At 70.4% G+C, this 25,541-nt stretch carries 26 protein-coding genes; 16 read left to right on the top strand and 10 right to left on the bottom strand.

Translation table 11 applies throughout. The features are described 5' to 3' along the window. Window positions 1-165: 165 nt before the first annotated feature. The 4 genes from ACFQ7F_RS35000 to ACFQ7F_RS34985 all read left to right on the top strand — a co-directional run bounded on the left by ACFQ7F_RS35000 (window position 166) and on the right by ACFQ7F_RS34985 (window position 3,084). A complete protein-coding gene (locus ACFQ7F_RS35000; RefSeq protein ID WP_383279655.1) occupies window positions 166-582 on the top strand; it encodes a YciI family protein in 417 nt (138 codons plus the stop codon). An 11-nt stretch (window positions 583-593) separates the two neighbouring features. Further along, entirely contained in the window at window positions 594-1,814 is a 1,221-nt protein-coding gene (locus ACFQ7F_RS34995) for an RNA polymerase sigma factor (RefSeq protein ID WP_383279653.1), read from the top strand. A gap of 14 nt (window positions 1,815-1,828) precedes the next feature. Beyond that, on the top strand, window positions 1,829-2,488 hold the full coding sequence (locus ACFQ7F_RS34990) for a formylglycine-generating enzyme family protein (protein WP_383279650.1): 660 nt from the start codon (window positions 1,829-1,831) through the stop codon (window positions 2,486-2,488). A gap of 263 nt (window positions 2,489-2,751) precedes the next feature. Then, window positions 2,752-3,084 (top strand): hypothetical protein, encoded by a 333-nt coding sequence (locus tag ACFQ7F_RS34985; protein ID WP_383279647.1) that lies wholly within the window; start codon window positions 2,752-2,754, stop codon window positions 3,082-3,084. A gap of 33 nt (window positions 3,085-3,117) precedes the next feature. Here the strand turns inward: ACFQ7F_RS34985 and asnB are convergent, their stop codons facing one another. Both asnB and ACFQ7F_RS34975 read right to left on the bottom strand, forming a co-directional pair. Then, window positions 3,118-4,959: an asparagine synthase (glutamine-hydrolyzing) gene (gene asnB / locus ACFQ7F_RS34980; protein WP_383279644.1), complete on the bottom strand. Its 1,842-nt coding sequence runs from the start codon at window positions 4,957-4,959 to the stop codon at window positions 3,118-3,120. Window positions 4,960-5,124: 165 nt separating this feature from the next. Beyond that, window positions 5,125-5,781 carry a TetR/AcrR family transcriptional regulator gene (locus tag ACFQ7F_RS34975; protein ID WP_383279641.1) on the bottom strand — a complete coding sequence of 219 codons (657 nt, stop codon included), beginning with the start codon at window positions 5,779-5,781 and terminating at the stop codon, window positions 5,125-5,127. 116 nt (window positions 5,782-5,897) lie between these two features. On the opposite strand from ACFQ7F_RS34975, the gene ACFQ7F_RS34970 reads away from it, so the two are divergent. Next, entirely contained in the window at window positions 5,898-6,842 is a 945-nt protein-coding gene (locus ACFQ7F_RS34970; RefSeq protein ID WP_383279638.1) for a DMT family transporter, read from the top strand. On the opposite strand, the gene ACFQ7F_RS34965 is transcribed toward ACFQ7F_RS34970, so the two are convergent. Genes ACFQ7F_RS34965 through ACFQ7F_RS34955 form a run of 3 tightly spaced genes read right to left on the bottom strand, consistent with a single transcriptional unit; the run spans window position 6,815 to window position 9,425 of the window. After that, on the bottom strand, window positions 6,815-7,261 hold the full coding sequence (locus tag ACFQ7F_RS34965; RefSeq protein WP_383279635.1) for a cupin domain-containing protein: 447 nt from the start codon (window positions 7,259-7,261) through the stop codon (window positions 6,815-6,817). The two genes, ACFQ7F_RS34970 and ACFQ7F_RS34965, sit on opposite strands and share 28 nt — an antisense overlap. A 60-nt stretch (window positions 7,262-7,321) precedes the next feature. Further along, the gene (locus ACFQ7F_RS34960) at window positions 7,322-7,924 is read right to left on the bottom strand and encodes a TetR family transcriptional regulator (RefSeq protein WP_383279661.1); all 603 of its coding nucleotides are present in this window, start codon (window positions 7,922-7,924) and stop codon (window positions 7,322-7,324) included. A 22-nt stretch (window positions 7,925-7,946) separates the two neighbouring features. Further along, window positions 7,947-9,425 (bottom strand): MFS transporter, encoded by a 1,479-nt coding sequence (locus ACFQ7F_RS34955; RefSeq protein ID WP_383279632.1) that lies wholly within the window; start codon window positions 9,423-9,425, stop codon window positions 7,947-7,949. A 222-nt stretch (window positions 9,426-9,647) separates the two neighbouring features. On the opposite strand from ACFQ7F_RS34955, the gene ACFQ7F_RS34950 reads away from it, so the two are divergent. The 7 genes from ACFQ7F_RS34950 (at window position 9,648) to ACFQ7F_RS34920 (ending at window position 17,038) form a co-directional block, all read left to right on the top strand. Continuing rightward, window positions 9,648-10,535 (top strand): Gfo/Idh/MocA family protein, encoded by an 888-nt coding sequence (locus tag ACFQ7F_RS34950; RefSeq protein WP_383279629.1) that lies wholly within the window; start codon window positions 9,648-9,650, stop codon window positions 10,533-10,535. Window positions 10,536-11,015: 480 nt separating this feature from the next. Continuing rightward, entirely contained in the window at window positions 11,016-11,837 is an 822-nt protein-coding gene (locus ACFQ7F_RS34945; RefSeq protein WP_383279626.1) for a helix-turn-helix domain-containing protein, read from the top strand. A 112-nt stretch (window positions 11,838-11,949) separates the two neighbouring features. Further along, on the top strand, window positions 11,950-12,990 hold the full coding sequence (locus ACFQ7F_RS34940) for a PhlD (RefSeq protein WP_383279623.1): 1,041 nt from the start codon (window positions 11,950-11,952) through the stop codon (window positions 12,988-12,990). Window positions 12,991-13,075: 85 nt separating this feature from the next. Further along, entirely contained in the window at window positions 13,076-13,879 is an 804-nt protein-coding gene (locus ACFQ7F_RS34935; protein WP_383279620.1) for a GNAT family N-acetyltransferase, read from the top strand. A gap of 35 nt (window positions 13,880-13,914) precedes the next feature. Then, entirely contained in the window at window positions 13,915-14,967 is a 1,053-nt protein-coding gene (locus tag ACFQ7F_RS34930; RefSeq protein WP_383279617.1) for an ABC transporter substrate-binding protein, read from the top strand. Continuing rightward, complete coding sequence (locus ACFQ7F_RS34925; RefSeq protein WP_383279614.1) at window positions 14,964-15,962, top strand: FecCD family ABC transporter permease; 999 nt, start codon at window positions 14,964-14,966, stop codon at window positions 15,960-15,962. Before ACFQ7F_RS34930 ends, ACFQ7F_RS34925 begins: the two co-directional genes overlap by 4 nt. Before the next feature lie 17 nt (window positions 15,963-15,979). Continuing rightward, complete coding sequence (locus ACFQ7F_RS34920) at window positions 15,980-17,038, top strand: FecCD family ABC transporter permease (RefSeq protein WP_383279658.1); 1,059 nt, start codon at window positions 15,980-15,982, stop codon at window positions 17,036-17,038. 15 nt (window positions 17,039-17,053) lie between these two features. Here the strand turns inward: ACFQ7F_RS34920 and ACFQ7F_RS34915 are convergent, their stop codons facing one another. The 4 genes from ACFQ7F_RS34915 to ACFQ7F_RS34900 form a co-directional block, all read right to left on the bottom strand. Further along, on the bottom strand, window positions 17,054-17,602 hold the full coding sequence (locus tag ACFQ7F_RS34915) for an isochorismatase family protein (RefSeq protein ID WP_383279611.1): 549 nt from the start codon (window positions 17,600-17,602) through the stop codon (window positions 17,054-17,056). Between the two features lie 53 nt (window positions 17,603-17,655). Next, window positions 17,656-19,053 (bottom strand): MFS transporter, encoded by a 1,398-nt coding sequence (locus ACFQ7F_RS34910; RefSeq protein ID WP_383279608.1) that lies wholly within the window; start codon window positions 19,051-19,053, stop codon window positions 17,656-17,658. Continuing rightward, the gene (locus tag ACFQ7F_RS34905; RefSeq protein WP_383279605.1) at window positions 19,050-19,496 is read right to left on the bottom strand and encodes a MarR family winged helix-turn-helix transcriptional regulator; all 447 of its coding nucleotides are present in this window, start codon (window positions 19,494-19,496) and stop codon (window positions 19,050-19,052) included. The genes ACFQ7F_RS34910 and ACFQ7F_RS34905 overlap by 4 nt, the downstream gene beginning before the upstream one ends. 67 nt (window positions 19,497-19,563) lie before the next feature. Further along, window positions 19,564-20,790, bottom strand: a complete 1,227-nt coding sequence (locus tag ACFQ7F_RS34900) for an acyl-CoA dehydrogenase family protein (RefSeq protein WP_383279602.1) — start codon at window positions 20,788-20,790, stop codon at window positions 19,564-19,566. A gap of 167 nt (window positions 20,791-20,957) precedes the next feature. Between ACFQ7F_RS34900 and ACFQ7F_RS34895 the strand changes: the two genes are divergently transcribed. Next, a complete protein-coding gene (locus ACFQ7F_RS34895; protein WP_383279599.1) occupies window positions 20,958-21,608 on the top strand; it encodes a TetR family transcriptional regulator in 651 nt (216 codons plus the stop codon). A gap of 26 nt (window positions 21,609-21,634) precedes the next feature. Here the strand turns inward: ACFQ7F_RS34895 and def are convergent, their stop codons facing one another. Continuing rightward, window positions 21,635-22,174: a peptide deformylase gene (gene def, locus ACFQ7F_RS34890; protein WP_383279596.1), complete on the bottom strand. Its 540-nt coding sequence runs from the start codon at window positions 22,172-22,174 to the stop codon at window positions 21,635-21,637. A gap of 142 nt (window positions 22,175-22,316) precedes the next feature. On the opposite strand from def, the gene ACFQ7F_RS34885 reads away from it, so the two are divergent. The 3 genes from ACFQ7F_RS34885 to ACFQ7F_RS34875 all read left to right on the top strand — a co-directional run bounded on the left by ACFQ7F_RS34885 (window position 22,317) and on the right by ACFQ7F_RS34875 (window position 25,512). Next, complete coding sequence (locus ACFQ7F_RS34885) at window positions 22,317-23,555, top strand: MurT ligase domain-containing protein (RefSeq protein WP_383279593.1); 1,239 nt, start codon at window positions 22,317-22,319, stop codon at window positions 23,553-23,555. Window positions 23,556-23,595: 40 nt separating this feature from the next. Continuing rightward, complete coding sequence (locus ACFQ7F_RS34880) at window positions 23,596-24,324, top strand: type 1 glutamine amidotransferase (protein WP_383279590.1); 729 nt, start codon at window positions 23,596-23,598, stop codon at window positions 24,322-24,324. Window positions 24,325-24,486: 162 nt separating this feature from the next. Continuing rightward, complete coding sequence (locus ACFQ7F_RS34875; protein WP_383279587.1) at window positions 24,487-25,512, top strand: 6-phosphofructokinase; 1,026 nt, start codon at window positions 24,487-24,489, stop codon at window positions 25,510-25,512. Window positions 25,513-25,541: the final 29 nt, after the last annotated feature.

Genomic DNA, 25,541 nt, shown 5'->3' with positions numbered 1-25,541 from the left:
CCGAAACGTCCTGGTGAGCCAGGGGCCCAGGTGGCAACCGGAGACGTCCTTCCGGATGTCCTGGAAAATCTTGCGGCGTAATGTCGAGAACAGGTGGTCGGCCCCGACGTCCCCTGTGAGAGTTGCCCACCAAGGGTGACCACCGCACAGTCGAGGAGTGACGTCATGAAGTACCTGGTGATGGTGCAGGGCACACAGGCGGACTACGAGGCGCAGAGCGGCAAGGCGAACGCCACGAGCCCGGCCTGGAGCGAGAAGGATCTGCAGGCGATGTTCGCCTTCATGGGCGCACTCAACGACGACCTGGCCGAGTCCGGCGAGATCGTCGACGGGCAGGGCCTGGCCGAGCCCGCGCAGACCCGCCTGGTCGACGTGGACAAGGAAGGCCGCCCGGTCATCACGGACGGCCCCTACGGCGAGACGAAGGAAGTGCTCGCCGGGTACTGGGTCCTCGATTGCGCGAACCTGGATCGCGTGACCGAGATCGCCAACCGCATCCAGCAGTGTCCGGTACCCGAGGGTGCGCCTCTCTACCCCGTGGTGATCCGCCCCATCATGGGCGGCCCCGACGACGCGTCCTGAACAGCGAAGCCGTGGTCGAGGACCTGCTGCGCCTGCACGCGCCGCAGGTTCTCGGCGCGCTCGTGCGCCGGTACGGGCACTTCGGCGAGGCCGAGGACGCCGTACAGGAGGCACTGCTCGCCGCGGCCCGGCAATGGCCCGAGGAGGGCGTTCCCGAGAACCCGCGCGGCTGGCTGATCAGGGTCGCGTCGCGGCGGCTCATGGATCAGCTGCGCAGTGACGAGGCGCGGCGCAGGCGTGAGGAAGAGGCCGCCCAGCTGTCGCCCCGGGACGCCTTCACGGCGCCCGCCCCTGGCGAGAGCCGCGCACCGTCCGACGACGACACCCTGACCCTGCTCTTCCTGTGCTGCCATCCCGCGCTCGGGCCTGCCGCGCAGGTCGCACTGACGCTGCGTGCCGTCGGCGGTCTGACCACGGCCGAGATCGCCCGCGCCCATCTGGTGCCCGAGGCGACGATGGCGCAGCGCATCAGCAGGGCGAAGGCGAAGGTCAAGGGGGTGCCGTTCCGGCAGCCGTACCCGAAGGACCGTGATCAGCGGCTCGCGGTGGTGCTCCAGGTGCTCTACCTCATCTTCAACGAGGGCTACACCGCGACGTCCGGCAGCGCCCTGCACCGCGCGGATCTGGCGCGCGAGGCGATCCGGCTCACCCGGTCCGTGCGCCCCTTGCTGCCCGAGGAGGGCGCGGTGACCGGGCTGCTCGCGCTCATGCTGCTCACCGAGGCCCGCAGCGCGGCCCGCACCGGCCCGCACGGGGAGCTCATCCCGCTCGACGAGCAGGACCGCTCGCGCTGGGACCGGCGCGCGATCGAGGAGGGCTCCGCCCTGGTCGAGAAGGCCCTGTCCCAAGGCCCCGCGGGCGTCTACCAGTTGCAGGCGGCGATCGCCGCGCTGCACGACGAGGCGGCACGCGCCGACGACACGGACTGGCCGCAGATCCTCGCCCTCTACGACATCCTCGTACGCCGCACTCCCGAGCCCATGGCCGAACTCAGCCGGGCCGTCGCCGTCGCCATGGTGCGCGGGCCGCGCGCCGGGCTCGCCGAAGTGGATTCGCTGGAGGGCCGGTTGGCGGGCCATCACCGGCTCGATGCCGTGCGCGCCCATCTCCTGGAGCGGGCGGGCGAGACCGAAGCTGCCCGCGAGGCGTACCAGTTGGCGGCCAAGCGTACGCTGAGCGTCCCCGAGACGCGCTACTTGCAGATGCGTGCGGCCCGCCTGCTGTCCACCTGAGTACGGAGAACGAGATGATCAGCGTCCCGGCAGGGCAGGTGACGCTGTCGGACCGGCGGACGCGGCGCAGCTGGGCGGTCGAGGTCGCGGCCCACGAGCTGGCGGCGTTCCCCGTCACCCAGGAGCAGTACGCGCGCGTCACCGGCGGGCGGCCGAGCACCGCGACCGGCGACGGGCTGCCCGTCGAGGGCGTTTCCTGGCTGGACGCTGTCCGGTTCTGCAACGCCCTGTCCCTGCGGGAGGGACTGACACCCGCCTACCGGCTCGGCACCGACGGAGAAGGCGCCGAGGGTGCCGAGTGGGACGCGTCCGCCGACGGCTACCGACTGCCGACCGAGGCCGAGTGGGAACACGCGTGCCGGGCCGGTACGACCGGGGCGCGGTACGGGCCGCTCGACGAGATCGCCTGGCACGGCGGCAACGGCTCCGGACGAATCCATGAGGTGGGCGGCAAGCAGCCCAACGCGTGGGGCCTGCACGACATGCTGGGCAACGTCTGGGAGTGGTGCTGGGACCTCTACGACGCCGAGGTGTACGGCACCTATCGAGTACTCCGTGGCGGTGGATGGTTCGACGAGCACTGGAGCTGCCGGGCCTCGGTGCGGCGCCGCAGCCACCCGACGTTCCGGATCGACGACGTGGGGTTCCGCGTCGCACGCTCTTCTGTGGCGTAGACCCGGGCTCAGAGTCGCGCTGAGTACCCCTCCCGGCACCGTCCGGAACGTAACGCAGCTCACAGCGACAGAGTCCTGACCTGGGAACACCGATCATTGGTTCACCGTTGAACAGTACGTAGGTCCCGATCGCGATTCCCCCGTCCGGTCGGGGCCTACATCTATTTCCGACCGGTCATGTCGATTCCGTTCCGCTTCACGCCTTCGAGCGCGAATATGCCAACCGCACCGCACGGCGCACGATCGGACGGCATCATGCGTTCATGGACGGTGCCAAGCCTGTGCAGGTCTTGTTCACGCCCGACGAGTACGAAGCGGTCCTGCGGAACGCGGACCAACTCGGCCTCCCGGTCGATGAGTTCATACGCCGGGCCGTGACCGTCGACGCCACGGAACACCCCTCCCCCAGCGCGAGGGCCAGTCGCGGCTCCGGCGCGCCTGCGGCCGTGCCGCCCGTCCGCCGGAGCCTGGGCCCCGGTGGCGCACCCGCGCTCCAGCGCTTCCTCGACACCCTCGCGACCTCGGTGGAACCCGACCCGGAGGAAGAGGAACGGGTTCCACCGCAGCCGACGGTCCGCAGCTGCTCGGGGCAGTGACTCCCGGGACAGCGACTCCCTGAGCAGCGACGTTCAGGCCAGGATGATCTCCGGCTTGTACAGATCGAGCCAGAGCGCCAGGTCCAGCGTGCGTTCGAGGCCGCGCCGGGACGCCTGGGTGATCTGCGGTACGTCGCGTCCCGCCGCCCGCGTCACCCGGTCCCGGTCGACGATGTCGAAGACCGGGTGCGCGGGCTCGGCGAGGAGATCCTTGACGTGCCCCTGGAGGGCGATGGCGTACTTGGGGTCCTGGGTGGAGGGGTAGGGGCTCTTCACCCGGTCGTACACGGAACGCGGCAGGACGTCCGCCGTCGCCTCCCTCAGGAGGGTCTTCTCCCTGCCGTCGAAGGACTTCAGGGACCAGGGGGCGTTGTAGACGTACTCGACCAGGCGGTGGTCGCAGAACGGCACCCGCACCTCAAGGCCGACGGCCATGCTCGCGCGGTCCTTGCGGTCGAGCAGGACGCGCACGAACCGGGTCAGGTGCAGATGGCAGATCTTCCGCATCCGGAACTCGAAGTCGCTCTCGCCGTCGAGGCGCCGGATCCCGGCGACCGCCGTGTCGTAGCTGTGCTGGATGTACGAGGACAGGTCGAGGGCGGCGGTCAGGTCCGGGCGCAGGACGTCCGCGTCGTCGCCGAAGTGTTCGGCGAACCGCACCAGCCAGGGGAAGGTGTCGGCGTTGCGGGCCTCCTCGTCGAAGAACTGCAGGTATCCGCCGAAGACTTCGTCCGCCGACTCCCCCGAGAGCGCCACCGTCGAGTGTTCGCGGATGGCCCGGAAGAGGAGATAGAGGGAGGCGTCCATGTCGCCGAAGCCCATGGGAAGGTCGCGTGCGCGGATCATCTTGGCCCGGACCTCGGGGTCGGCGAGGGCGTGCGAGTCCAGGACGATGTCGCGGTGATCGGTGCCGGAGGCCTTGGCGACGTCGTGCACATAGGGCGTGTCCGGGGTTGAGCGCAGCGCGTCGGCGACGAAGTTCTCGCTCTGGCCGACGAAGTCGACGGCGAAGCTGCGTACGGTCTCACCCGCATCCCCGAGTTGGCGTGCGGCGATCGCGGTCATCGCGGATGAGTCGAGGCCCCCGGAGAGGAGCGTGCAGCGCGGCACGTCCGAGACGAGCTGGCGGCGCACGATGTCGTCGAGGAGCTCGCGCACCTTGGCGACGGACTCCTCGCGGCCGTCGGGGTGCGGGCGGGTCTCCAGCTGCCAGTACGTGTGGCGGCGCAGACCGCTGCGGTCGACGGTCACGACCGTGCCGGGTTCGACCTCGTTCATGCCGTCCCACACGGCGTGGCCGGGCGTCTTGACGAAGGTGAAGAGCTCCCGCAGACCGTCGGTGGTCACCCGGGCGCGGGCCAGCGGGTTGGCGAGGATCGCCTTGGGCTCGGAGCCGAACAGGACGCCGTCCGGGGTCTCGTAGTAGTAGAAGGGCTTGATGCCCATCCGGTCGCGGATCATGACGAGCTTGTCGTGCCGGCCGTCCCACACCGCGAACGCGTACATGCCGTTGAGCCGCTCGGCGACCGCCTCGCCCCACTCCAGATAGCCGCGCAGGACGACTTCGGTGTCGGAGTCGGTGGTGAACCGGTGGCCGCGCCCGGTCAGTTCGCGGCGCAGTTCGGTGAAGTTGTACGTCTCCCCCGAGTAGACGAGGGCTACGGTGCCGCGCGGCGTGCGCGCGGTCATGGGCTGGCGCCCGCCGGGAAGGTCGATGATGGCGAGCCTGCGGTGCCCGAGTCCGGCAGGGCCTTCGATCCAGGTGCCGCGGTCGTCGGGGCCGCGGCAGGACATCGTCTCGGTCATCTCGTCCAAGGTGTTGGACACGGACCGCAGATCACGGTTGAAGGAGACCCAGCCAGTAATGCCGCACATGCGCTACCTCCTGCGTCAAGCCGCCTGCGAGCCACCACCCGACGAAACTAGGTGTAGCTAGCAGCTATCTCGCCAGAGTGCGCCCCTCGACTGTGTACGGTCAATGAGCCGGTAACACGGAACAGCGCGTTCCGGCCAACGGCAAAGACTTCCCCAAAGGGCCTCTCACCTGCGCTTTTCACCGGCAGTGGGAGCGGCGCGAAGAGCGCTGTCGAGCAACACCGCCGCCTCACCACGGGCGTGATCGATCGCGTCCGGGAAGATGCCCAGACCGTGCGCGACCAGGCCACCCTCGTGCAGCAGCATGAGGCTCCGGCCCAGCTTCGCCGCCCGGCGGGGTGCGATGTCACGGACGAGGCCGGTGAACAGGGCGAGCATCCAGGCCTTCTGGCCGGTGATGACCTGATACGCGGGGTGCGCGGGGTCGCTGATCTCGGCGTGCGCGTTGACCATGCTGCAGCCCTTGGTGCTGTTCTCGTCGGCCCAGTCGCGTGAGGCGTCGAAGACGGCCAGGATCCTGGTCCGCGGGGTGGTCGCGGCCTCCACGTACGGGGCGAGGAAGACCTGCCAGCGCTCGTCGCGGGCCGCCAGGTACTCGACGACGATCTGCTCCTTGGAGCCGAACCGGTCGTACAGCGTCTTCTTGGCGACCCCCGCCTCGGCGGCGATGAGGTCCACCCCGACGGCATGGATTCCGCGCTCGTAGAACAGCGCGCTCGCGGCATCCAGTGCGCGCTGCGCGCCCGGCGTCATGACGATCCGCCGCGGCGCGCCCCCGGAGCCCGTGGCGGCCTTCGCGATCTCACTCACCCAGTCACTCATGACTCCATAGTAAACCGATCTGTATACTCGATGGCGAGTAGACAGATCGGTTTACTGCGCGTCCGCTCCTGACGGCCCTGTCGGGACCGCAGCCACCACCACATCGGAGGAACGCCATGAACGTCCTGCTGTCGACAGCCTTCGTACTGACCTGGAGCTCGGGTTTCATCGGGGCCAAGCTGGGCGCGGGGAGCGCGACCGCGGTGACGGTCCTGATGTGGCGGTTCCTGCCGCTGGCCCTCGTGCTCGGGGTCGTCGCCCTCACCATGGCGCGGGCGTCGTGGCGGGGACTCACGGCGCGAGACGTCCTGCGGCAGGCGGTGGTCGGGGCCCTTTCGCAGAGCGGCTATCTGCTCACCGTGTACTACGCGATCCAGCTCGGCGTCTCCAGCGGCACGACCGCCCTGATCGACGGCACCCAGCCCCTGGTGGCGGGCGCGCTGGCCGGACCACTGCTCGGCCAGTACGTCTCGCGCACCCAGTGGGTGGGCCTCGGGCTCGGGGTGAGCGGGGTCGTCATCGTGACCGCGGCGGACGCCACGGGCGGCACCGACGCTCCCTGGTGGGCCTATCTGGTGCCGTTCCTCGGGATGTTCTCGCTGGTCGCGGCAACCTTCCTGGACCGCCGCTCCCGCACTCCGGTCACCCCGGCGGTCTCGATGACGGTCCACTGCGTGACCAGCGCCGTCATCTTCACGGCGCTCGCGGTGGGCGCGGGCGCCGCAGCCCCGCCGGCGGAGGCGTCGTTCTGGGTGGCGATCAGCTGGCTGGTGACGCTCTCCACCTTCGGCGGGTACGGGCTCTACTGGCTGATCCTGCGGCGCTCCGGGATCACGCAGGTCAACACGCTCATGTTCCTGATGGCGCCGGTGACAGCCCTGTGGGGTGCCCTGATGTTCGGCGAACCCTTCGGCGTTCAGACGGCCTTGGGTCTCGCGGTCGGGCTCGCGGCGGTCGCCGTCGTGCACCGGGGGAAGGACTCGGCGACCACAGTGGTGTGCTCGCCGCGGGACGCGTCGCCGGCCGAACGGCCTCAGTCCGCAAGCCGGAAGTCCGCGTAGTCGAAGCCCGGCGCGACGACGCAGCTCACCAGGACCGGTTCGTCCCCGGTCGGGCGCGCGGCCTGCCACACTCCGCCGGGCACCAGGATCTGCGGGCGCTCGCCGTGCTCGACCCCCGGGCCGAGACGCATGGGCGCCGAACCCTCCTTCGGAAGCTCGCCGTCACCTCCCAGGTGCAGGTCCAGGGGGCCGCCGCGGTGCCACAGCCAGATCTCGTCGGAGCGCACCACGTGCCAGCGGGACTCCTCTCCCGGACAGAGCAGGAAGTAGATGGCGGTGGCCGCCTTTCGCACGCCGGGGTAATCCGTGGGCGTGAAGGAGTGGCCCGAGGCCCAGGTCTCCACGAACCAGCCGCCTTCCGGATGCGGCTCCATACCCAACTCACATGCCAAGGCGGGGCGTTCACTCGCGTCACTCACGCGTGCTCTCCGTTCCGAATGTTGCTGGGGACGAATCCGACGCCGGGGACGACGCGGACTTCACGGCGTGAGAAAGACTTGCACACCGGGCGCGTATCGCTCGGCGATCTCGGCGATCGGCGTGCCCCGCACATGCTGCCCGCGGGCTATCCCGTACATCACGCCCAGACCGAGCAGCGTGCTCACCGCGAGCTCGGCGCGCACGCCCGCATCCGGTCCGTCGAGGCGCTCGCTGAGGCGATCAACCACCTGCGTACGGAAGTTGGCGCGCAGGATGTCGCCCTGTTCGCGGTGGAGCGGGGCGAAGACGATCCGCAGGATGGGGTCGGCGCCGTGCTCGGCCTGGCCGGTGAGCAGGTGGTGGACCATGTGGTGGCCCAGTTCGTCGAGGGGCGCGTCGAGGAGGGCTTCGGCGTCGGCCTCGAAGGACATGATGCGGGCGAAGAGCGCGTCCTTGTTGCCGAAGTACTTGAGGATCAACGGAGCGCTCACACCGGCCCGTTCGGCCACGGCCTTGAGCGTGATGTCGGCGTGGGCGTGCCGGGCCAGGAGGTGGCGGGCGGCGCGGATGATGACGGCCTTCGTCGCTTCGGCGTCGCGGCGGGCGGGTCCGGTGGCGCACGCCTCGGGTTGTGCTGCCGCACCGGAGGCCGGGGTGGTCATGGCGTCAGAGGTGTTCAAGGTGTCAGCTTCTTCCTTCCAGGGCCGTCTCCTGCGTGGGTCCTGGCCGCCCGACGGTCCGCTCCGGGCCGTCCGGTGACGGGTCCGAGGGTATGGCGACGGCCGCGGCGCAGGCGACGAGTGCGACGCTTCCGGCCATGGCGAAGGCCAGCTGATAGCCGGGCAGGGTCGGCACATGCACCCCGTCGAGCACGGTGGTGTGCCGGACGAGCACGGCGGCGACCGCCGCGCTGCACACGCTCTGCCCGATGGTGCGCATCAGGACGTTCACGCCGTTCGCGGACGCGGTCTGCGCGAGGGGCACCGCCCGCAGGATCAGGGTGGGCAGGGCCGAGTACGCGAACGTCGTTCCCGTCGAGACCACGGCCGCCCCCAGGAGGATCACCCACAGGTCGCGGCTGTCGACGATGCGCACGACATAGCCGAGCGCGATGGCCGCCGCCCCGATGGCCAACGTCACACGGGCCCCGTACGCGGTGGAGACCCGGGCCGACACGGGAGAGAGCACCAGCATGATCAAGCCGTTGGGCAGGAGACAGAGACCGGTCGCCACGATCGACAGGCCGAGGCCGTAGCCGCTGGCGACGGGCGCCTGTACCAGCTGGGCGGTGACCAGCGAGTTGGCGTAGAAGGCGAACCCGGCCAGGAGCGCCGCCACGTGAGGCAGCGCCACACGCCGCCCGGAGGCCAGCCGCAGGTCCACCAGGGGCTGCTTCGAACGGAGTTGCTGTCTGCACCAGACCGCAAGGACGACGAAGGCACCGGCGAACAGGCCGAGCACGGGCGCGCTGCCCCACCCCCACTGCCCGCCCTGCGACACCGCGAGCAGGAGACACACCAGACCGACGGCAAGACCCAGCGCACCCCCTATGTCGAAGCGCCCCGGCGAACGGACCGGCGACTCGCGTACGGTCCACCAGGCGAGGGCGAAACCTGTGGCGCCCAGCGCGCTCGTCGCCCAGAACATGGCGTGCCAGTCCGCGTACTGCACGATCAGCGCGGCGAGGGGCAGGCCGAGCGCCGCCCCGATCCCGACCGTGGAGCTCATCAACGCCACCGCCGAACCGGTGCGCTCCGGCGGGAGCTCGTCCCGCAGGATGCTGATCGACAGCGGTACGACGGCAGCCGCGGCGCCCTGCAGCGCGCGGGCAGCGATCAGCAGGCGGATGTCGGAGGTGAGGGCGCAGAGCGTCGAGCCCACGGTCATCAGGCCGAGCGCGGCGAGCAGGACCCGCCGCTTGCCGTACATGTCGCCCGCCCGGCCGAGTACGGGCGTGAGGACGGCACCGGCCAGGAGGGTGGCGGTGACCAGCCAGGACACCGCACCCGGTGAACTTCCGGTCAGACGCGGCAGATCGGGGAGCAGCGGCACGACCACCGTCTGCATGACCGCCATGAGAATGCCGCCGAAGGCCAGGACCGGAACCGTCAGGCGGGCACCTATGCCTGTGCCGGCCGCAGGAGATATCGGGACGAGCTTCATGATCACTCCAGCGCGGGCACGAAGTGCAGAGAAGCGAATGGGGGGTGAAGCGAAGTGAATAGGAATTCACCATAGCGGGTGAATGGGCTTTCACCACCACCGAGTTCAGAAACCAGATCCAGCCATCCGGTACGTGGGCACCACAGTGGAGAGCAGTCAACTGCCTTGTGAGCACTGGACACCGCCATCGTCGACGGTATGGAGTCAGCCATAATGCCGACCATGAAGAAACTGCGAATTGGCCTTGTCGGCACGGGCCCCTGGGCCTCGTCCACGCACGCTCCGGCGCTCGCCGCACACCCGGACGTGGAGTTCAGCGGGGTATGGGGGCGGCGGTCCGACGCGGCGACCGCGCTGGCATCGGGGCACGCGACCACGGCGTACGCGGACGTGGACGAACTGTTCGCCGCGAGCGACGCGGTGGCGTTCGCCGTGCCGCCGGACGTACAGGCACCGCTGGCCGCGCGAGCCGCCGCGGCGGGCTGCCATCTGCTCCTGGACAAGCCGGTGGCGACGACGGTGGCCGCGGCACGTGACCTCGCGGCGGCGGCCGAAGCGGCCCGGGTGGCGTCCGTCGTCTTCTTCACGCTGCGCTTCGCCGGGCCGACGTCGGCCTGGGTGGCGGAACAGGCGGCGACGGAGGGCTGGTTCACGGGGCGCGCCGACTGGTACGGCTCGTTCTACTCATCGGACGGGACCAGCCCGTTCTCGTCGCCGTGGCGCGCACAGCGGGGCGGTCTCTGGGATGTCGGCCCGCACGCCCTGTCCGTCCTGATGCCGGTGCTCGGCGATGTGACCGACGTGACGGCGGCGGCCGGCCGCGCGGACCTGGTCCATCTGGTCCTGCGGCACAGCGGCGGGGCGTCGAGCACGGCGACGCTGAGCCTGAGCACGCCCGCGAAGGCTGCGGGGGTGACGGTGGAACTGCGCGGCGATGCGGGTACGGCACTGATGCCGTCCGGGGGTGGGGCGCTCGGCGCGTTCCGCTCGGCGGTCGACGCGCTCGTCGAGTCGGCGCGATCCGGTCGGCCACACGCCTGCGACGTGCGATTCGCACTGCGCGTGACGGAGATCCTGGCGCGGGCCGAGGAGCAGCTTCCTGCCGAATGAGGCCGACGGCTCTCCGCCGGTCGAGGGCGACCGCTGATCCTCTCGCCGAACCGCCCGGGACAACTGCGGGCGGCCGGTACCGTGGCCGCTACGTAATGGCGAGTGACGGCACCGGCCGCAGCCAGTGGACCCAAGAACCGATTCGGGAAGTCATGCGCCGTACGTCCCGAGTGTGCCGTTTCCGACCACACACATCGGAATACGAACAAGCGATCCATACACTTCCCGCAGCGGCCCAATGGGCCTAGGGGGTACCCAACGCCGGGGAATTTCAGCCAATTTCGAGCTCCCCGGTCAAGATGCCCCACACTTGTGTCCGCGTGCCCGCCGACGTTGGAACTTGCAGGTCGGCGGTTCCGCTCCATCCATGATGCCGCATCGACTGATCGTTTTTCTTCGGGCAATCTTTACTACCAAAGTTGGTGAGAATATTTAGACTGGTGGTGCTCAACTCGGCGTGTACAAGAGGGATTAGCCACCATGAACAAGACGGCGCTCCGCGCTCTGCTCCGCGAACGACGCGCCCTCATTGCCCCCGAATCACACGGCTTCAGCCGCCCCACGGGCCAGGGGCGACGGGCCCGCGGTCTCTCCCAGCATCAGGTCGACCAGCTGTTGCACCGGGCTATTGGGACGTATCACCGTCTGGAGTCGGGCAGTTATCCCAATCCGCCCGCTTCGTTGTTGCGGGATGTCGCACGTTTGTTTGGGCTCAATGAGCAGGAGTGGGTATCGCTTTGCCGGTTCGCACTGCTGCAAGAACCTCCGGGGCCACTCCACCAGTCGTCCGGCAAAGAGATCCCGGGGGTGTGGCAGGAGGCCGTCGAGAGCATCGGGCACATGGCATACGTCACGGATGCCTCTTGGGACATGCTCGCCTACAACAGGTCATTCGCCGAACTGTTTCCCCATGGGCGCGTGCCCGGCAACACGATGCGATGGATGCTCCTCGACTCGGACGGGCGTCAGTCCCTGACGAACTGGCACACGGCTTGGGCACCCATGGTCCTGCCGCAACTGCGTGCCGCCATCGCGGCACGGCCGGACGACGAAGTCCTGCGTCAGATAGAGAAGGAAGTCCTCGAAGACCCTGAGGCCGCTCCCCTCTACGGAGCCGGCAACTTCTTCTCACACCCGGACGGCGACGAACGTCCCCTGCATCACGCCCTTCAGGGCCCCGGGTGGCTGACCATGTGCGCTGCGCAGCCCATGACGGCGCCCGGCGCCCGGCTGATCATCATGGTGTTCCACCCCGGCGAGAAGCGTGCCCACACACGCGCTCCCATGTTGAGGGCTCGCTGACCGCACCTCACATCCCTAAGACTCCGGTTATCGGAGGGGGCCCAGTTCAGCGCGGTGAAGTACGTTGTGCCGCACGCCCCCCACATCCGACCAGCCCAGTGGGAGTCACCTCGTGCCCGCCTACGTCTCAAGACCCCAGACCGTCCTTGGTGACCACAAGGTCACCACCTCCGAGATCGCGGACGACATACGTGCGCACCACTCCGACCATCCTCGGCTCGCCGCAATTCTCCGTGTCGTAGGCAACTGTGGTGTTCGCACTCGCTACTTCACTCGTCCCATCGAATCCCCCGGCATCGCGGGCAGTGCGGGTATCAGCACGAGGGCAGAGAGCGCTTTTCAGGATTCCGTCGCCATGGCCGAGCGCGCGGCCCACGCGGCCCTCGATGCCGCCGGGTTGACCTCAGAGGACATCGACGCGATCGTCACCGCGCATGTCACCGGCTGGGCTGTACCAAACCTCGATGTACATCTCGTCGCCCGCCTGGGACTACGCCCCTCTGTGCGCCGAATCGCGCTGACGACCTTGGCCTGCGCCGGGGGGGCCCAGGCCCTGCTCCGCGCCGCCGACCTCGTGACCGCCCGCCCGGGCAGCAAGGTCCTGGTGGTCGCCGCGGAGGCTATATCCACTGTTTACAACCATGCCGATACCACCATTGAATCGATGATCTACAAAGCGCTGTTCGGCGATGCCGCAGCCGCAACTGTTCTCACCAGCGAACCATCAGGGCCCGGGATCGCGATCGACGACAGCCTTGAGTACGTCCTGCCGGGCAGCCTCGACCGCTACCAAGGACGGATCTCCGTCGACGGATTCCACTTCGACTCCACCAAGAAGGCCCTCAGCGCCACCGATGACGTACTGCCGGCCGTCATGAACTGGCACGGCCCCCAAAAACCCGACTTCGCCGTCATCCACCCCGGTAGCCCCCGCATCATCTCCGACACGGCCACCGCACTGGGCCTCACCCCCCACGACACCCGCCACTCCACCGAAACCCTCGCCGATGAGGGCAATCTCGGCGGAGTCAGCGTCCTGAGGGTGCTCGAACGTGCCCACGCCGCTCCCCCCGCCGACGGCGCCCGCGGCGTCATGGTCGCCTTCGGGCCCGGCTTCGCCACCGCGGCCCTGCGCTGCCACTGGCAGGCGTGACCCTCACCGCTCCCGAGAGTGAAGCCGCAGCGACACCAGCGGTAATTCGATTGCCGCACCCCACCGCCGCTGCTGAAGTACCCGGATGAATCATGCAGAGGTACTGGCGGCGTACGACCGGCAGATTCGGCGCGACGCGCGGACGGACAGCCCCGGTGCGCGCGTCGAGCGGGCCGGAGCCGTCGTCCGGCAGCTCGGCGCGGAGCACGACTGGAACGGCGTCCACTGGGCGGACGTGGACGCCGCCACGGCGGACACCGTCATCGCCGAGCAGGTGCGGTACTACACGGCCCTCGGGCGCGAGTTCGAGTGGAAGCTGTACTCCCACGACCGCCCCGCCGACCTCGCCGACCGGCTGCGGACGGCCGGCTTCGTCCCCGAGCCGCCGGAGACCGTGATGGTCGCCGAGGTCGCCGAACTGCCCACGGAGCCCGAACTGCCCGAGGGGGTCCACCTGCTCCCGGTGACGGACGGGGCAGGCGCGCAACTGATGGCGGACGCCCACGAGGTGGCGTTCGGCGAGGACGGCACGGGGCTCAGCGAGCGGCTCGCCAAGCGGGTCCTCACCCAGCTGACCGAGACCCCGGACGCCGTCGTCGCGGTGGTCGCGATGGCGGGTGACGTGCCGGTGAGTTCGGCGCGGATGGAGTTCTACCCCGGCACCGACTTCGCCGGCCTCTGGGGCGGCGGCACCGCACCCCGATGGCGGGGCAAGGGCATCTACCGCGCCCTGATCGCCCACCGCACCCGCATCGCCGCCGACCGCGGCTACCGCTACCTCCAGGTGGACGCCACCGACGACAGCCGCCCGATCCTGCAGCGCCTCGGATTCGTACCGCTGAGCGTGACGACGCCGTTCGTCTACGAGCCCCAGAAGCAAGAGAGGTAAGGTAAGCCTCACCTAATTGCTTCGAGGGGATCATTGTGCGTGCGTGGGACGTGAAGGCCGTCATCGGCCTGTCCGTGATCGGGATGCTGCTGACCGGCTGCTCGTCGGGTGGCGGCAGCGGGGCGAAAGGCAAGGGTGCGGCCGAGGGGTCCCGCAACAAGGTCGCCGGAGCCGCCGAGGGGCCGACCGCGGCTCCCGACGAGCTGACCGACGGAATGGGGTCGAAGGCCGCGGACGGGGACTTCCCGCGCACCGTCGGCCACTACGAGGGCAAGACCGAGATCTCCGGGCAGCCGAAGCGGATCGCCACCCTCAGCACCGGCCAACTCGACGACCTCCTCACCCTTGGCCTCGTCCCCACGGCCACCACGCGCGCCGACAACGCCGGGCTCGTGCCCGACTATCTGCGCGACGCCTTCCCGCGGGACAAGTCCCGGCTCGCGAAGATGACCGACGCGGGCAGTCGCTCCGCGCCCAACCTCGAGAGCCTGGAGGCCGCAGAGCCGGACCTGATCCTGGTCAACCAGTCGCTCGCGGACCTCTACCCCAAGTTGTCGAAGATCGCGCCGACGGTCGTGACCAAGGGCCAGGGCATCAACTGGAAGCGCGATCTGCTCCTGGTCGGCGCGGCCGTCGGGAAGGGCGAGCAGGCCAAGAGCGTGCTCGACGACATCACCGACGACGCGGCCGCCGAGGGGAAGAAGGCCGACGGCGCCCGCACAACCGTGTCCATGGTGCGCTTCACACCCGACAGGACCCGGATGTTCGGCGTGTCCTCCTTCACGGGGTCCATCGCCGTCGACATGGGTGTCGGACGGCCCACGTCCCAGTCCTTCAGGGCGATTTCCGAGGACATCAGCACCGAGCGCATCGACCTCGCGGACGGCGACTGGATCTTCTACTCGGTCCAGGGCGACCCCGGGAAGACGGACGCCGGAAGCGTGCTTGCCGGGCCGCTGTGGAAGTCCCTGAAGGGGGTCGAGGCCGGACACGCCGTCAAGGTCGACGACGACCCGTGGTACCTCAACGCGGGCCCGACGGCAGCCCGGTTGGTGGTCAAGCAGCTCGCGGCGTCGCTCGGCGCATGAGCTCCCGTACAGCCGGGGCGAGTTGGCTGGCGGTCGCGCTGGGTCTCACCGTCGCTGCCGCCGCCCTCAGCCTCGCCGTCGGCACCCGGTCGGTGCCGCTGTCCACCGTTCTCGACGCGGTGCTGCACCACGCGGACTCACCGGACGCTCTCGTGGTGCGGTCACTGCGGATGCCCCGCACCGCCGTGGGCCTCGTCGCGGGCGCCGCGCTCGGTCTGTCCGGGGCCGCACTCCAGGCCGTCACCCGCAATCCGCTTGCCGATCCGGGCATCCTCGGGCTGAGCCAGGGGGCGGCCGCCGGGGTCGTCATCGCCATCGCGACCGGCCTCGCGAGCGGGTTCTCCGGGTACGTCTGGTACGCCTTCGGGGGCGCGGTCGTCGCCGCCTGCGTCGTGTACGCCATTGGCGCACGCGGCCGGGGCGGGGCCTCACCGGTCAAACTCGCGCTCGCCGGGACGGCGTTCTCCGCGATGGTGGCGGGCGCCACCACCGCTCTGCTGACGTCGAGTTCGGCCACCCTTGACCAGTTCCGGTTCTGGCAGGCGGGTTCGCTGTCCGGCCGCGATGCCGGGATCGTCACGCAGATGCTGCCGTTCATGGCCGCGGGTGCGCTGCTCGTCCTCGGCTGCGCACAAGGACTCGACGCGCTCGTCCTCGGCGATGACACCGCGCGGGCCCTGGGCCACAAGGTGCACACGGTGCGGATCTGCGCGGCGCTCGGCGCCACCCTCCTGACCGCGGCGGCCGTCGCCGCGTCGGGGCCCATCGCCTTCGTCGGCCTGGCCGTCCCGCACCTGGCCCGCCGCATGGTTCGCGGCGGCCACCGCACGGTACTGCCGCTCTCCGCGCTGCTCGGCGCCTGCCTGCTGCTCGCGGCCGACGTGGCGGGGCGGGTGGTGCGGGCGCCCGCGGAGGTACCTGCCGGGGTGATGACCGCGCTGGTCGGCGTGCCCGTGCTGATCGTGCTCGTACGGAGAAAGGGAGCGGCGACGTGAAAGGCAACGGTGCCACGATGACCGCCGCCCGCCCGCCCGCCGCCGGTCAGACGGTTCTGCGCCGCAATCGCGTGTCCCTTCTCCTGCACCGGCGTTCCGCCGCCACGGCCACCGTGCTCCTGGTCGTGCTCGCCGCGGCGATGGCCGTGTCGGCCTGCGCGGGCCGGCACTTCGTCGCGCCGGGGGACGTATGGGACGTCCTGCGCGGCAGGCCGAGCCCGTACACCCTGGTCGTCTCGGAACTGCGCGTCCCGCGCATCGTGCTCGGGGCGCTGGTCGGCGCCGCGCTCGGGGTCTCAGGTGCCCTGGTGCAGACCGTCACCCGCAACCCGCTCGCCAGCCCGGACGTCCTCGGCGTCGGACACGGCGCCGCGGCGGCGACCGTACTCCTGCTCGCCACCGGCACGGTGACCTCACCCGGCGCCCTGCCCGCCGTCTCGGTCGCCGGTGGTCTGGGGGCGGCGGCACTGGTGTACGCGGTGGCGTGGCAGCGGCACGGAATGCGGGCGAACCGCTTCGTCCTGACGGGAGTCGGTATCGGTGTGGCCCTGTCCGCGATCGTCCAGCTCTACCTCACCGACAGCGACCCTGCCGCCGCCGAGCAGGTCAAACTGTGGCTCGCGGGCAGCCTCAACGGACGCGGGTGGGAACAGACGGTCCCCCTCACCTGGATCCTGCTGTTGTGCCTGCCCGCCCTGCCCTGGGCCGCGCGTGCGCAGCGCTATTTGAGCCTGGACGACGACACCGCGGCGGCCGTCGGAGTCCGGGTCAGGCCGACCCAACTCGGTCTGACGGTCCTCGGCGTGGTCCTCGCGGCGACCGCGACCGGGGCCGCGGGACCCATCGGTTTCGTCGCACTCACCGCACCACAACTTGCCCGCCGTCTCACCCGGACCGCCCATCTCCCGCTAGTGTGCGCGGCGTTGACGGGCGCGATCACCGTGGTGGGTGCGGATCTCGCGGCCCGCACCCTGGCGCCACCCCTTGAGATCCCGGTCGGCGCGCTCACGGCGCTGGTCGGCGGCCCGTATCTGCTGTGGCTCCTCGGCAAGGGGGACGGCCACGGCGTGCGGTGAGGGCGCCTCGACCGGCTACAGCAGCTTCGCGATCGCCTCCGCCGTGTCCGTCTCGCCGAGCCTCGGGAAGATCTTCTCGAGGCTGTTGCGGTGTGCGTCGGCGTCCATGTCGGTCACGGCGTCGACGGCGACCGTGACGTGGTAGCCGTGCTCGTGTGCCGCGCGGGCCGTCGACTCGACGCCGATGCTGGTCGCGATGCCGGCGACCACCACCTGGGTGACGCCCCGGCGGCGCAGCTGGAGGTCGAGGTCGGTGCCGTAGAAGGCGCCCCACTGCTGCTTGGTGACGACGATGTCGCTGTCCTTGCGGCCGAGTTCGGGAACCAGGTCCGCCCAGTCGGCGGGCACATCGCCGCCGCGAGCGGCCCCTTCGGTGCGCCCGGGGGCGCCACCGGTGACGCGGACCAGGACGACGGGCAGGCCACGCTCACGGAAGGCGTCGGCGAGGCGGGCGGAGCGTTCGACGATCTCCGCGGCGGGGTGGGCCGTGGGCAGGGCGGTGATGCCCTTCTGGAGGTCGACGAGGACGAGCGCCGTGGTGGGGTCGAGGGTGGTGGCAGTCATGGCTCAGTTCTCTTTCTTACGTGGGTCGTACGGGGATGTGGCCGGGAAGTTGGTCATGTGCGGGTGCGCAGGGCCCGGTCGGTGAGGGTCAGGGCGACGAGGGCGAGCGCGAGGACGGCGCCGACCGCGCCCATGAGATGCAGTCCTGCGTCGTCGGCCCGCTGCCCGTAGGCGAGGCCGATCAGTCCGGACGCGGCGATGGCGCCGATGTACTGCGCCGTGCGCTGCAGCCCGGCCGCGGAGCCGATCTCGGCGGCGGGGGCGAAACTCTGCACGGCGGCTTGGTTGCTGGTGCCCATGAGGCCCTGCGGGATGCCGAAGCAGGCGCCGGCCAGGAGGAGTACGGCGAGCGGTGTGCTGCCCGAGGTGAAGAACAGCAGCGCGCTGCCCACGACGAGCAGGACGGAGGCGATGCTCAGCGGGGCGCGGATGCCCTTCGTACGGGCGCCGAGCAGCGAACAGGCAAGCGCGGCCAGGGACATGGGCAGCATGACGAGCCCGGTGTGCAGGGACGAGAGGCCGCGGGCCTCTTCCAGCCACTGGGTGAAGCCGTACATCACGCAGTACACGACGAGGTAGCTCAGGCCGTGCCGCAGATAGGTGCGGGCAAGGGCGTGGTTCCGGCCGAGCATGCGCAGGTCGATGAAGGGGTGCGGGTGGCGCAGCTGCCACCAGGTCAGCACGGTGGAGAGCACGGCCACGGGGGCGAGCAGCCACCACTGGGGGTGCGCCAGGTCGAGGAGGAAGACGACGAGGCAGGTGAGCGCACCGGTGAAGAGCAGGGTGCCGAGTGGGTCGAGGCCGCCCGCCGCGCCCTTGCCCGCCCGTTCCCCGCGCGGCGGGTCCTTGGGGATCCAGCGGAGCGCCGCGCCGTACGCGAGGAGTGCGACGGGGACGTTGACGGCGAAGATGCCGCGCCATCCTGCGGTCGCGACGAGGAGTCCGCCGAGCGTCGGTCCGATCGCCGCGCTGCCGAGCGCGGCGAAGGAGAGCCTGCCGAGGACGGTGCGCGGGGTCGTCCTGCCGAGCCTGCGTGACTCGTCGCGCAGGACGGCCATGGCGGCGGGGTAGGCGGCGGAGGTGCCTATGCCGAGGAGCAGCCGGGAGACGAGCAGCCAGCCGAAGCCCGGGGCGAGCGTGCCGACGAGCCCGGAGGCGACGACGACCACGAGCCCGCCGAGGAAGACCCGGCGCGGCCCGATGCTGTCGGCGAGTTTGCCGAGCACCGGCTGGGAGACGGCGCTCGCGAGGTAGAGGACGGACACGAGCCAGGCGGTGTCGGCGGCGCCGACGCCGAAGTCGTGCCCGATCGCCACCAGGGCTGTGGAGATCATCGTGGTGTTGAGCGGGTTGAGCAGTGAGCCGAGGAGGAGGGGTGCGGTGAGCCGTGCCCCGAAGGCGGGACGCTCGATCGCCGCCGGGCGGGCCGGGGCGTCCGGCTCCGTCCTCACTTCTGCACCAACCGCTCCAACAGCACGATGGCGTCGGCCAGTTGGCGACGTTCGGCCGGGTCGAGTCCGTCGGCGAGGGCCGTCGAGAGCCAGTCGTGCTTGGCGGCCCGCATCTCGGTGAGGGTGCGATGCCCCTGATCGGTCACGGAGACGACGGACTGCCGCCCGTCGTCGGGATCGGGGGCCCGCTCGACGAGCCCCATCTCCTCGAGGGCGGCCACGGTCAGGCGCATGGACTGGGGCCGGACGAGCTCCTCGCGGGCCAGGCCCGCGGTGGTGGCGGGGCCCGCGTGGTCGAGGCGGGCGAGCACGGAACGCTGCGTGGGGCTGAGTCCGGTCTCCGGTGTCACGCCGCGCAGGCGCCGCACGAGTCGCCGGACGACGTTCGACAGGTCGGCGGCGATCTGCTCGGGAGCCGAGTCGTCAGAGGGGTGTGCGCTCATGCACGTCACCGTACGAGATAGACAGGCAACCTTGCAAGGTTGCCTGTCTATCTTCTCTGCATGCGCGCTAGCGGATCGGCATGCCCGACAGCGTGCGCGCGATCACCAGACGCTGGATCTCGCTCGTTCCCTCGAAGATCGTGTAGATCGCGGCGTCACGGTGCATGCGCTCCACCGGGTACTCACGCGTGAAGCCGTTGCCGCCGAGGATCTGCACCGCCTGCGCGGTGACCTTCTTGGCGACCTCGCTCGCGTACAGCTTCGACATGGAGCCCTCGGCCGACTCGAACTTCTTGCCCGTGCTCGCCATCCACGAAGCGCGCCAGACGAGCAGACGGGCCGCGTCGATCTGCGTACGCATGTCGGCGAGCTGGAAGGCGATGCCCTGGTTGTCGATGATCGGGCGACCGAACTGCGTACGCGTCTTGGCGTACTCCAGGGCCTCCTCGTACGCGGCACGTGCCGTACCCACGGCCATGGCGCCGACGGCCGGGCGGGACGCCTCGAAGGTGGCCATCGCGGCGTTCTTCACGCGCTCGCCGCCGGTCTTGGCGCGCTCCCTGGCGCGGGCGAGGCGCTCGTCCAGCTTCTCCTTGCCGCCGAGCAGGCAGTGACCGGGGACACGGACGTCCTCAAGGACGACCTCGGCGGTGTGCGAGGCGCGGATGCCGTGCTTCTTGAACTTCTGGCCCTGGGAGAGGCCGGGGGTGTTCGGCGGGATGATGAAGGAGGCGTGCCCCTTGGAGCCGAGCTCGGCGTCGACGACCGCGACGACGACGTGGACGTTGGCGATGCCGCCGTTGGTCGCCCAGGTCTTGGTGCCGTTGAGGACCCACTCGTCCTTGGCCTCGTCGTAGACGGCGCGGGTGCGCATGGCCGCCACGTCGGAGCCCGCATCGGGCTCGGAGGAGCAGAAGGCGGCGAGCTTGACGTCGTTCACGTCGCCGTACATCTGCGGGATCCAGGTGCCGATCTGCTCCTCGGTGCCGTTGGCGAGGACGCCGACGGCGGCCAGACCCGTGCCCATGATGGACAGGCCGATGCCCGCGTCACCCCAGAAGATCTCCTCGGTCGCCATCACGATGCCGAGGCCCGTGGGGTCGAAGAACTGCTGGGCATAGAAGTCCAGGGAGTAGATCCCCAGCTTCGAGGCCTCCTGGATGATCGGCCAGGGGGTCTCCTCGCGCTCGTCCCATTCGGCGGCCGCGGGGCGGATCACATCAGCGGCGAACCCGTGGAGCCAGTCCCTGACCTCCTTCTGTTCGTCGTTGAGCTCCATGGTGAACTCGGCCATGACCCCTCCAGGACCTGCGGTGAAGACATACGTTACTTGCGGTAACTGGAGTCTGTTACCGGCCGGTAGCGTATGTCAACTCCCGGCCGCCCGTTCGATGCGCGCCGAGCGCGGGGTGTTACGTTGCGCGTGCGTAACGCAATCGCATGGGCGGGGAGAGAATCGCTATGGAGACCACCACAGAGCAGACCGATCAGCAACGGTCTGCCGAGCAGCGGCGGCGCGAGCTGCTTGAGGCCGCCGACCGGGTGGTGCTGCGTGACGGGCCCGGCGCCTCGATGAACGCCATCGCCGCCGAGGCCGGCATCACCAAGCCGATCCTGTACCGGCACTTCGGCGACAAGGGCGGCCTTTACGCCGCGCTCGCCAAGCGGCACACCGACGCGCTTCTGGGCTCGCTGCGCGCCGCGCTCGACGCCCCGGCCGAGCGCAGGGAGCGGGTCGAGCAGACCCTTGACACCTACCTCGCGGCGATCGAGGCCCGCCCGCAGGTCTACCGCTTCCTGATGCACCCATCGGACGCCGTCACCACCCCCGGCGAGCAGGGCTTCGACGTGGGCCTGCACTCCGCCCCCGTGCTGCGCCGCATGGGCGAGGAGCTCGCGCAGGTCATCGAGGAGCGGGTCGACCTCGGCCCCGGCAGCGCCCAGCTCGCTCGCGTGTGGGGGCACGGCATCGTCGGCATGATGCACGCGGCCGGTGACTGGTGGCTGGGCGAACGGCCCTGCCCGCGCGCGGAGTTGGTGAGCAGCCTGGCCGACCTGCTGTGGGGACGGCTCGCCGCTGCGGGCAACCGCATCGGCGGCCCCGGGTTCTGAGGGCCGCCCTGGAGAACCCCTGAAGGTCAGCTGCTCCACGGCGCCTTGGCGGCGGCCCGCAGAACCCTGCGCCGCCGCCAGCCCGTGACGTGATCGGTGTAGACGCCGCCCTCCAGGTGGTCGCACTCGTGCTGCAGGCAGCGCGCGAACCAGCCGGTCCCGTGCACCCGCACCGGCTCACCCAACACGTCGAAGCCCTCCACCACCGCGTGGTCGAAGCGCGGCGTACCGGCCTCAAGGCCCGGCAGTGAGAGGCACCCCTCCGGGCCGCGCACGCTGATGCCGTCCGCCTCCACGAGGCGCGGGTTCACCACGTACCCGAGGTGACGCACATCGTCGTCGTCCGGGCAGTCGTACACGAAGACCCGCTGGTTCACGCCGATCTGGTTGGCGGCAAGCCCCACGCCCTGGGCGGCGTACATCGTGGCGTACATGTCCTCGATGAGCCGCGCCAGTTCGGGGCCGAAGTCGGTGACCTGCTCGCACGCCGTGTGCAGCACGGGGTCGCCGAGCAGAGTCAGGGGTCGTACGCGCCCTGAGGCGCCCGGGATCGAGCCGTGTCGCATGGCCGCAAGGGTACGGTCCTTGGAAAGCCCCGGGGTCGGGGTGGTGCCGCGGTTCGGGCTTGTGAGTGGATCTCGATAGGCTGAGGTTCATCGCGTTGCCGGGGGCAGTCGCGGCGCCGTACGCAAGGAGGATCCAGAACTGATGGCAGGCAACACGGACCCGCTGTCGCCGCGGGCCAAGCTGGCCGTGACGGCGGGCAAGGCGGCCGCGGCGGTGTCGCGCGCGGCGGGCCGCGGCAGCGGATCGGTGATCGGTGGCCGCGTTTCACTCAAACTCGACCCCGACCTGCTCGGGCGTCTGGCCACGCACCTGGACGTGGTGCTCGTCTCGGCCACGAACGGCAAGACGACCACGACCCGGCTGCTCGCGGAGGCGCTGCGCGCCAGCGGGCCCGTGGTGTCGAACGCCCTTGGCGCGAACATGCCGGCCGGGATCACCTCGGCCCTCGCGGGCGGCTCGGACGCCAGGTTCGGCGTGATCGAGGTCGACGAGAAGTACCTCGCCGGTGTCGCCCGTGATGTGACACCGAAGGCGATCGCGCTGCTCAACCTCTCGCGCGACCAGCTGGACCGCGCCGGCGAGACCCGCATGATGGCGGAGGCCTGGCGCGAGGGCCTGGCCGGTTCCAAGGCCGTCGTGATCGCGAACGCGGACGACCCGCTGGTCGTCTGGGCGGCGTCCTCGTCGCCGAACGTGGTGTGGGTGGCCGCCGGCCAGGAGTGGAAGGACGACGCCTGGTCGTGCCCCTCCTGCGGCGGTGTGATGCAGCGCCCCGGGGACGACTGGTTCTGCGGCGAGTGCGGTTTCCGCCGCCCCGCGCCCAGCTGGGTGCTCTCCGGCGACCACGTCCTCGACCCGCACGGCTCGGCCTGGCCGATCCATCTGCAGCTGCCGGGCCGGGCGAACAAGGCGAACGCGACCACGTCGGCCGCCGTCGCCGCCGTCTTCGGAGTGCCGCCACAGGTCGCCCTGGAGCGGATGTACCAGGTGCAGGCGGTCGCCGGACGCTATGACGTCGTGCAGTTCCAGGGCCGCGATCTGCGGCTGCTGCTCGCGAAGAACCCGGCGGGCTGGCTCGAGACGTTCTCGCTGATCGACCCGCCGCCCACCCCTGTGGTGCTCTCCGTGAACGCCCGTGGCGCCGACGGCACCGACACCTCCTGGCTGTGGGACGTCGACTACACCCGCCTGGCCGGACACCCGATCTTCGTGCTCGGTGACCGCAAGCTGGACCTCGCGGTGCGTCTTGAGGTCGCGGGCCTGGACTTCCGGGTCTGCGAGTCCCTCGACGAGGCCGTGCAGTTGGCGCCGCCGGGACGGATCGAGACGATCGCGAACTACACCGCGTTCCAGGACCTGCGCCGCCGCGTCGGCAACTGACCCCACCGGACCCTCTAGACCCTCGTAGGGACGAATGAGCATGAGCGACAACAGCCTGCGGCTGGTGTGGGTCTACCCCGACCTGCTGAGCACGTACGGAGACCAGGGCAACGCCCTGGTCGTGGAGCGCCGCGCCCAACAGCGCGGCCTCCAGGTCGAGCGCTACGACGTGCGCAGCGACCAGCCGGTGCCCACCTCCGGCGACATCTATCTGATCGGCGGCGGCGAGGACCGCCCGCAGCGGCTCGCGGCCGAGCGGCTGCGCCGCGACGGCGGGCTGCAGCGGGCCGTGGGCAACGGCGCGATCGTCTTCTCGGTGTGCGCGGGGTACCAGATCCTGGGCAACGAGTTCATCAACGACCTCGGCCAGCGCGAGCCGGGCCTCGGCCTGCTCGACGTGGTCTCCACCCGTGGCGAGGGCGACCGGTGCGTCGGCGACGTCCTGGGCGACATCGACCCGCAGCTGGGCCTGCCCCCGCTGACCGGCTTCGAGAACCACCAGGGCATCACGCACATCGGCCCGTCCGCGCGGCCGTTCGCACGCGTCTCGCTCGGCCGGGGCAACGGCACGGGTGACGGCACCGAGGGCGCGTACAACGGCACGGTCTTCGGCACGTACATGCACGGCCCCGTCCTCGCCCGCAACCCGCTGATCGCGGACCTGCTCCTGAAGCTGGCCCTCGACGTGAACGCGCTGCCGCCGACGGACGACCGCTGGTACGAGGCGCTGCGCGCCGAGCGCATGAACGCCGCACAACAGCCCGCCTGAACCCCACGCCGCACAGGTGAGCGGCACAGTCCAGCAGTCGGACGCCCGGTGCTGCCCCGCCCCCTCCCGCCTATAGGGTGGCGGGGTTCCCGCCGGACGACGTGGTCCGGACTCCGGCCCACGTAGCAGAGGGCCCCTCTTTATGAAAGACGTTGGCGGGCTATGCGCATTGGTGTCCTCACCTCCGGCGGCGACTGCCCCGGTCTGAATGCTGTCATCCGTTCGGTCGTGCACCGTGCCGTCGTCGACCACGGCGACGAGGTCATCGGCTTCCACGACGGCTGGCGCGGCCTGCTCGAATGCGACTACCGCAAGCTCGACCTGGACGCGGTGGGCGGCATCCTGGCGCGTGGCGGAACGATTCTGGGATCGTCCCGTGTACAGCCCGCGCATCTGCGCGACGGCGTCGAGCGGGCCAAGGGCCACCTCGCCGACCTGGGCCTCGACGCGGTCATCCCGATCGGCGGCGAAGGCACGCTGAAGGCCGCCCGGCTCCTGTCGGACGCGGGTCTGCCGATCGTCGGGGTGCCCAAGACGATCGACAACGACATCGCGGTGACCGATGTGACGTTCGGCTTCGACACCGCGGTCGGCGTGGCGACCGAGGCCCTCGACCGCCTCAAGACGACCGCCGAGTCGCACCAGCGGGTCCTGATCGTCGAGGTCATGGGCCGGCACACCGGCTGGATCGCGCTGCACTCGGGCATGGCCGCGGGCGCGCACGCGATCGTCGTGCCCGAGCGGCCCTTCGACATCGAGGAACTGGCGCGGAAGGTCGGCGAACGGTTCTCCGCGGGCAAGAAGTTCGCGATCGTCGTGGCCGCAGAGGGCGCCAAGCCCCGTGAGGGCTCGATGGCGTTCGACGAGGGCATCAAGGACATGTACGGCCACGAGCGGTTCGCCGGCATCGCCCGACAGCTCTCCATCGAACTGGAGCAGCGCCTGGGCAAGGAGGCGCGCCCGGTGATCCTCGGGCACGTCCAGCGCGGCGGCACCCCCACCGCGTACGACCGGGTGCTCGCCACCCGCTTCGGCTGGCACGCCGTGGAGGCCGTGCACCGCGGCGAGTTCGGCAAGATGACGGCGCTGCGCGGCACGGACATCATGATGGTCCCGCTCGCCGAGGCCGTCGAGACGCTGAAGACGGTGCCTGACGAGCGTTACGCCGAGGCGGAGTGCGTCCTCTAGACCAAGCTATGGATCAAGACTGAACGAAC

Origin of the sequence: Streptomyces sp. NPDC056486 (assembly GCF_042795295.1) — a bacterium.
GTDB lineage: Bacteria > Actinomycetota > Actinomycetes > Streptomycetales > Streptomycetaceae > Streptomyces.
Note: the sequence above shows the minus strand (reverse complement) of the source record. Positions and strands in the feature narration are given on the sequence as shown.

Coding starts and splice junctions, on each gene's coding strand:
- ACFQ7F_RS35000 (WP_383279655.1), top strand. CDS start 166: ATGAAGTACCTGGTGATGGTGCAGGGCACACAGGCGGACTACGAGGCG.
- ACFQ7F_RS34955 (WP_383279632.1), bottom strand. CDS start 9,425: ATGAAGCTCGTCCCGATATCTCCTGCGGCCGGCACAGGCATAGGTGCC.
- ACFQ7F_RS34925 (WP_383279614.1), top strand. CDS start 14,964: ATGAGCTCCCGTACAGCCGGGGCGAGTTGGCTGGCGGTCGCGCTGGGT.
- ACFQ7F_RS34920 (WP_383279658.1), top strand. CDS start 15,980: ATGACCGCCGCCCGCCCGCCCGCCGCCGGTCAGACGGTTCTGCGCCGC.
- ACFQ7F_RS34895 (WP_383279599.1), top strand. CDS start 20,958: ATGGAGACCACCACAGAGCAGACCGATCAGCAACGGTCTGCCGAGCAG.
- ACFQ7F_RS34985 (WP_383279647.1), top strand. CDS start 2,752: ATGGACGGTGCCAAGCCTGTGCAGGTCTTGTTCACGCCCGACGAGTAC.
- ACFQ7F_RS34990 (WP_383279650.1), top strand. CDS start 1,829: ATGATCAGCGTCCCGGCAGGGCAGGTGACGCTGTCGGACCGGCGGACG.
- asnB (WP_383279644.1), bottom strand. CDS start 4,959: ATGTGCGGCATTACTGGCTGGGTCTCCTTCAACCGTGATCTGCGGTCC.
- ACFQ7F_RS34905 (WP_383279605.1), bottom strand. CDS start 19,496: ATGAGCGCACACCCCTCTGACGACTCGGCTCCCGAGCAGATCGCCGCC.
- ACFQ7F_RS34880 (WP_383279590.1), top strand. CDS start 23,596: ATGAGCGACAACAGCCTGCGGCTGGTGTGGGTCTACCCCGACCTGCTG.
- ACFQ7F_RS34950 (WP_383279629.1), top strand. CDS start 9,648: ATGAAGAAACTGCGAATTGGCCTTGTCGGCACGGGCCCCTGGGCCTCG.
- ACFQ7F_RS34900 (WP_383279602.1), bottom strand. CDS start 20,790: ATGGCCGAGTTCACCATGGAGCTCAACGACGAACAGAAGGAGGTCAGG.
- ACFQ7F_RS34945 (WP_383279626.1), top strand. CDS start 11,016: ATGAACAAGACGGCGCTCCGCGCTCTGCTCCGCGAACGACGCGCCCTC.
- ACFQ7F_RS34975 (WP_383279641.1), bottom strand. CDS start 5,781: ATGAGTGACTGGGTGAGTGAGATCGCGAAGGCCGCCACGGGCTCCGGG.
- def (WP_383279596.1), bottom strand. CDS start 22,174: ATGCGACACGGCTCGATCCCGGGCGCCTCAGGGCGCGTACGACCCCTG.
- ACFQ7F_RS34960 (WP_383279661.1), bottom strand. CDS start 7,924: ATGACCACCCCGGCCTCCGGTGCGGCAGCACAACCCGAGGCGTGCGCC.
- ACFQ7F_RS34875 (WP_383279587.1), top strand. CDS start 24,487: ATGCGCATTGGTGTCCTCACCTCCGGCGGCGACTGCCCCGGTCTGAAT.
- ACFQ7F_RS34915 (WP_383279611.1), bottom strand. CDS start 17,602: ATGACTGCCACCACCCTCGACCCCACCACGGCGCTCGTCCTCGTCGAC.
- ACFQ7F_RS34885 (WP_383279593.1), top strand. CDS start 22,317: ATGGCAGGCAACACGGACCCGCTGTCGCCGCGGGCCAAGCTGGCCGTG.
- ACFQ7F_RS34935 (WP_383279620.1), top strand. CDS start 13,076: ATGAATCATGCAGAGGTACTGGCGGCGTACGACCGGCAGATTCGGCGC.
- ACFQ7F_RS34970 (WP_383279638.1), top strand. CDS start 5,898: ATGAACGTCCTGCTGTCGACAGCCTTCGTACTGACCTGGAGCTCGGGT.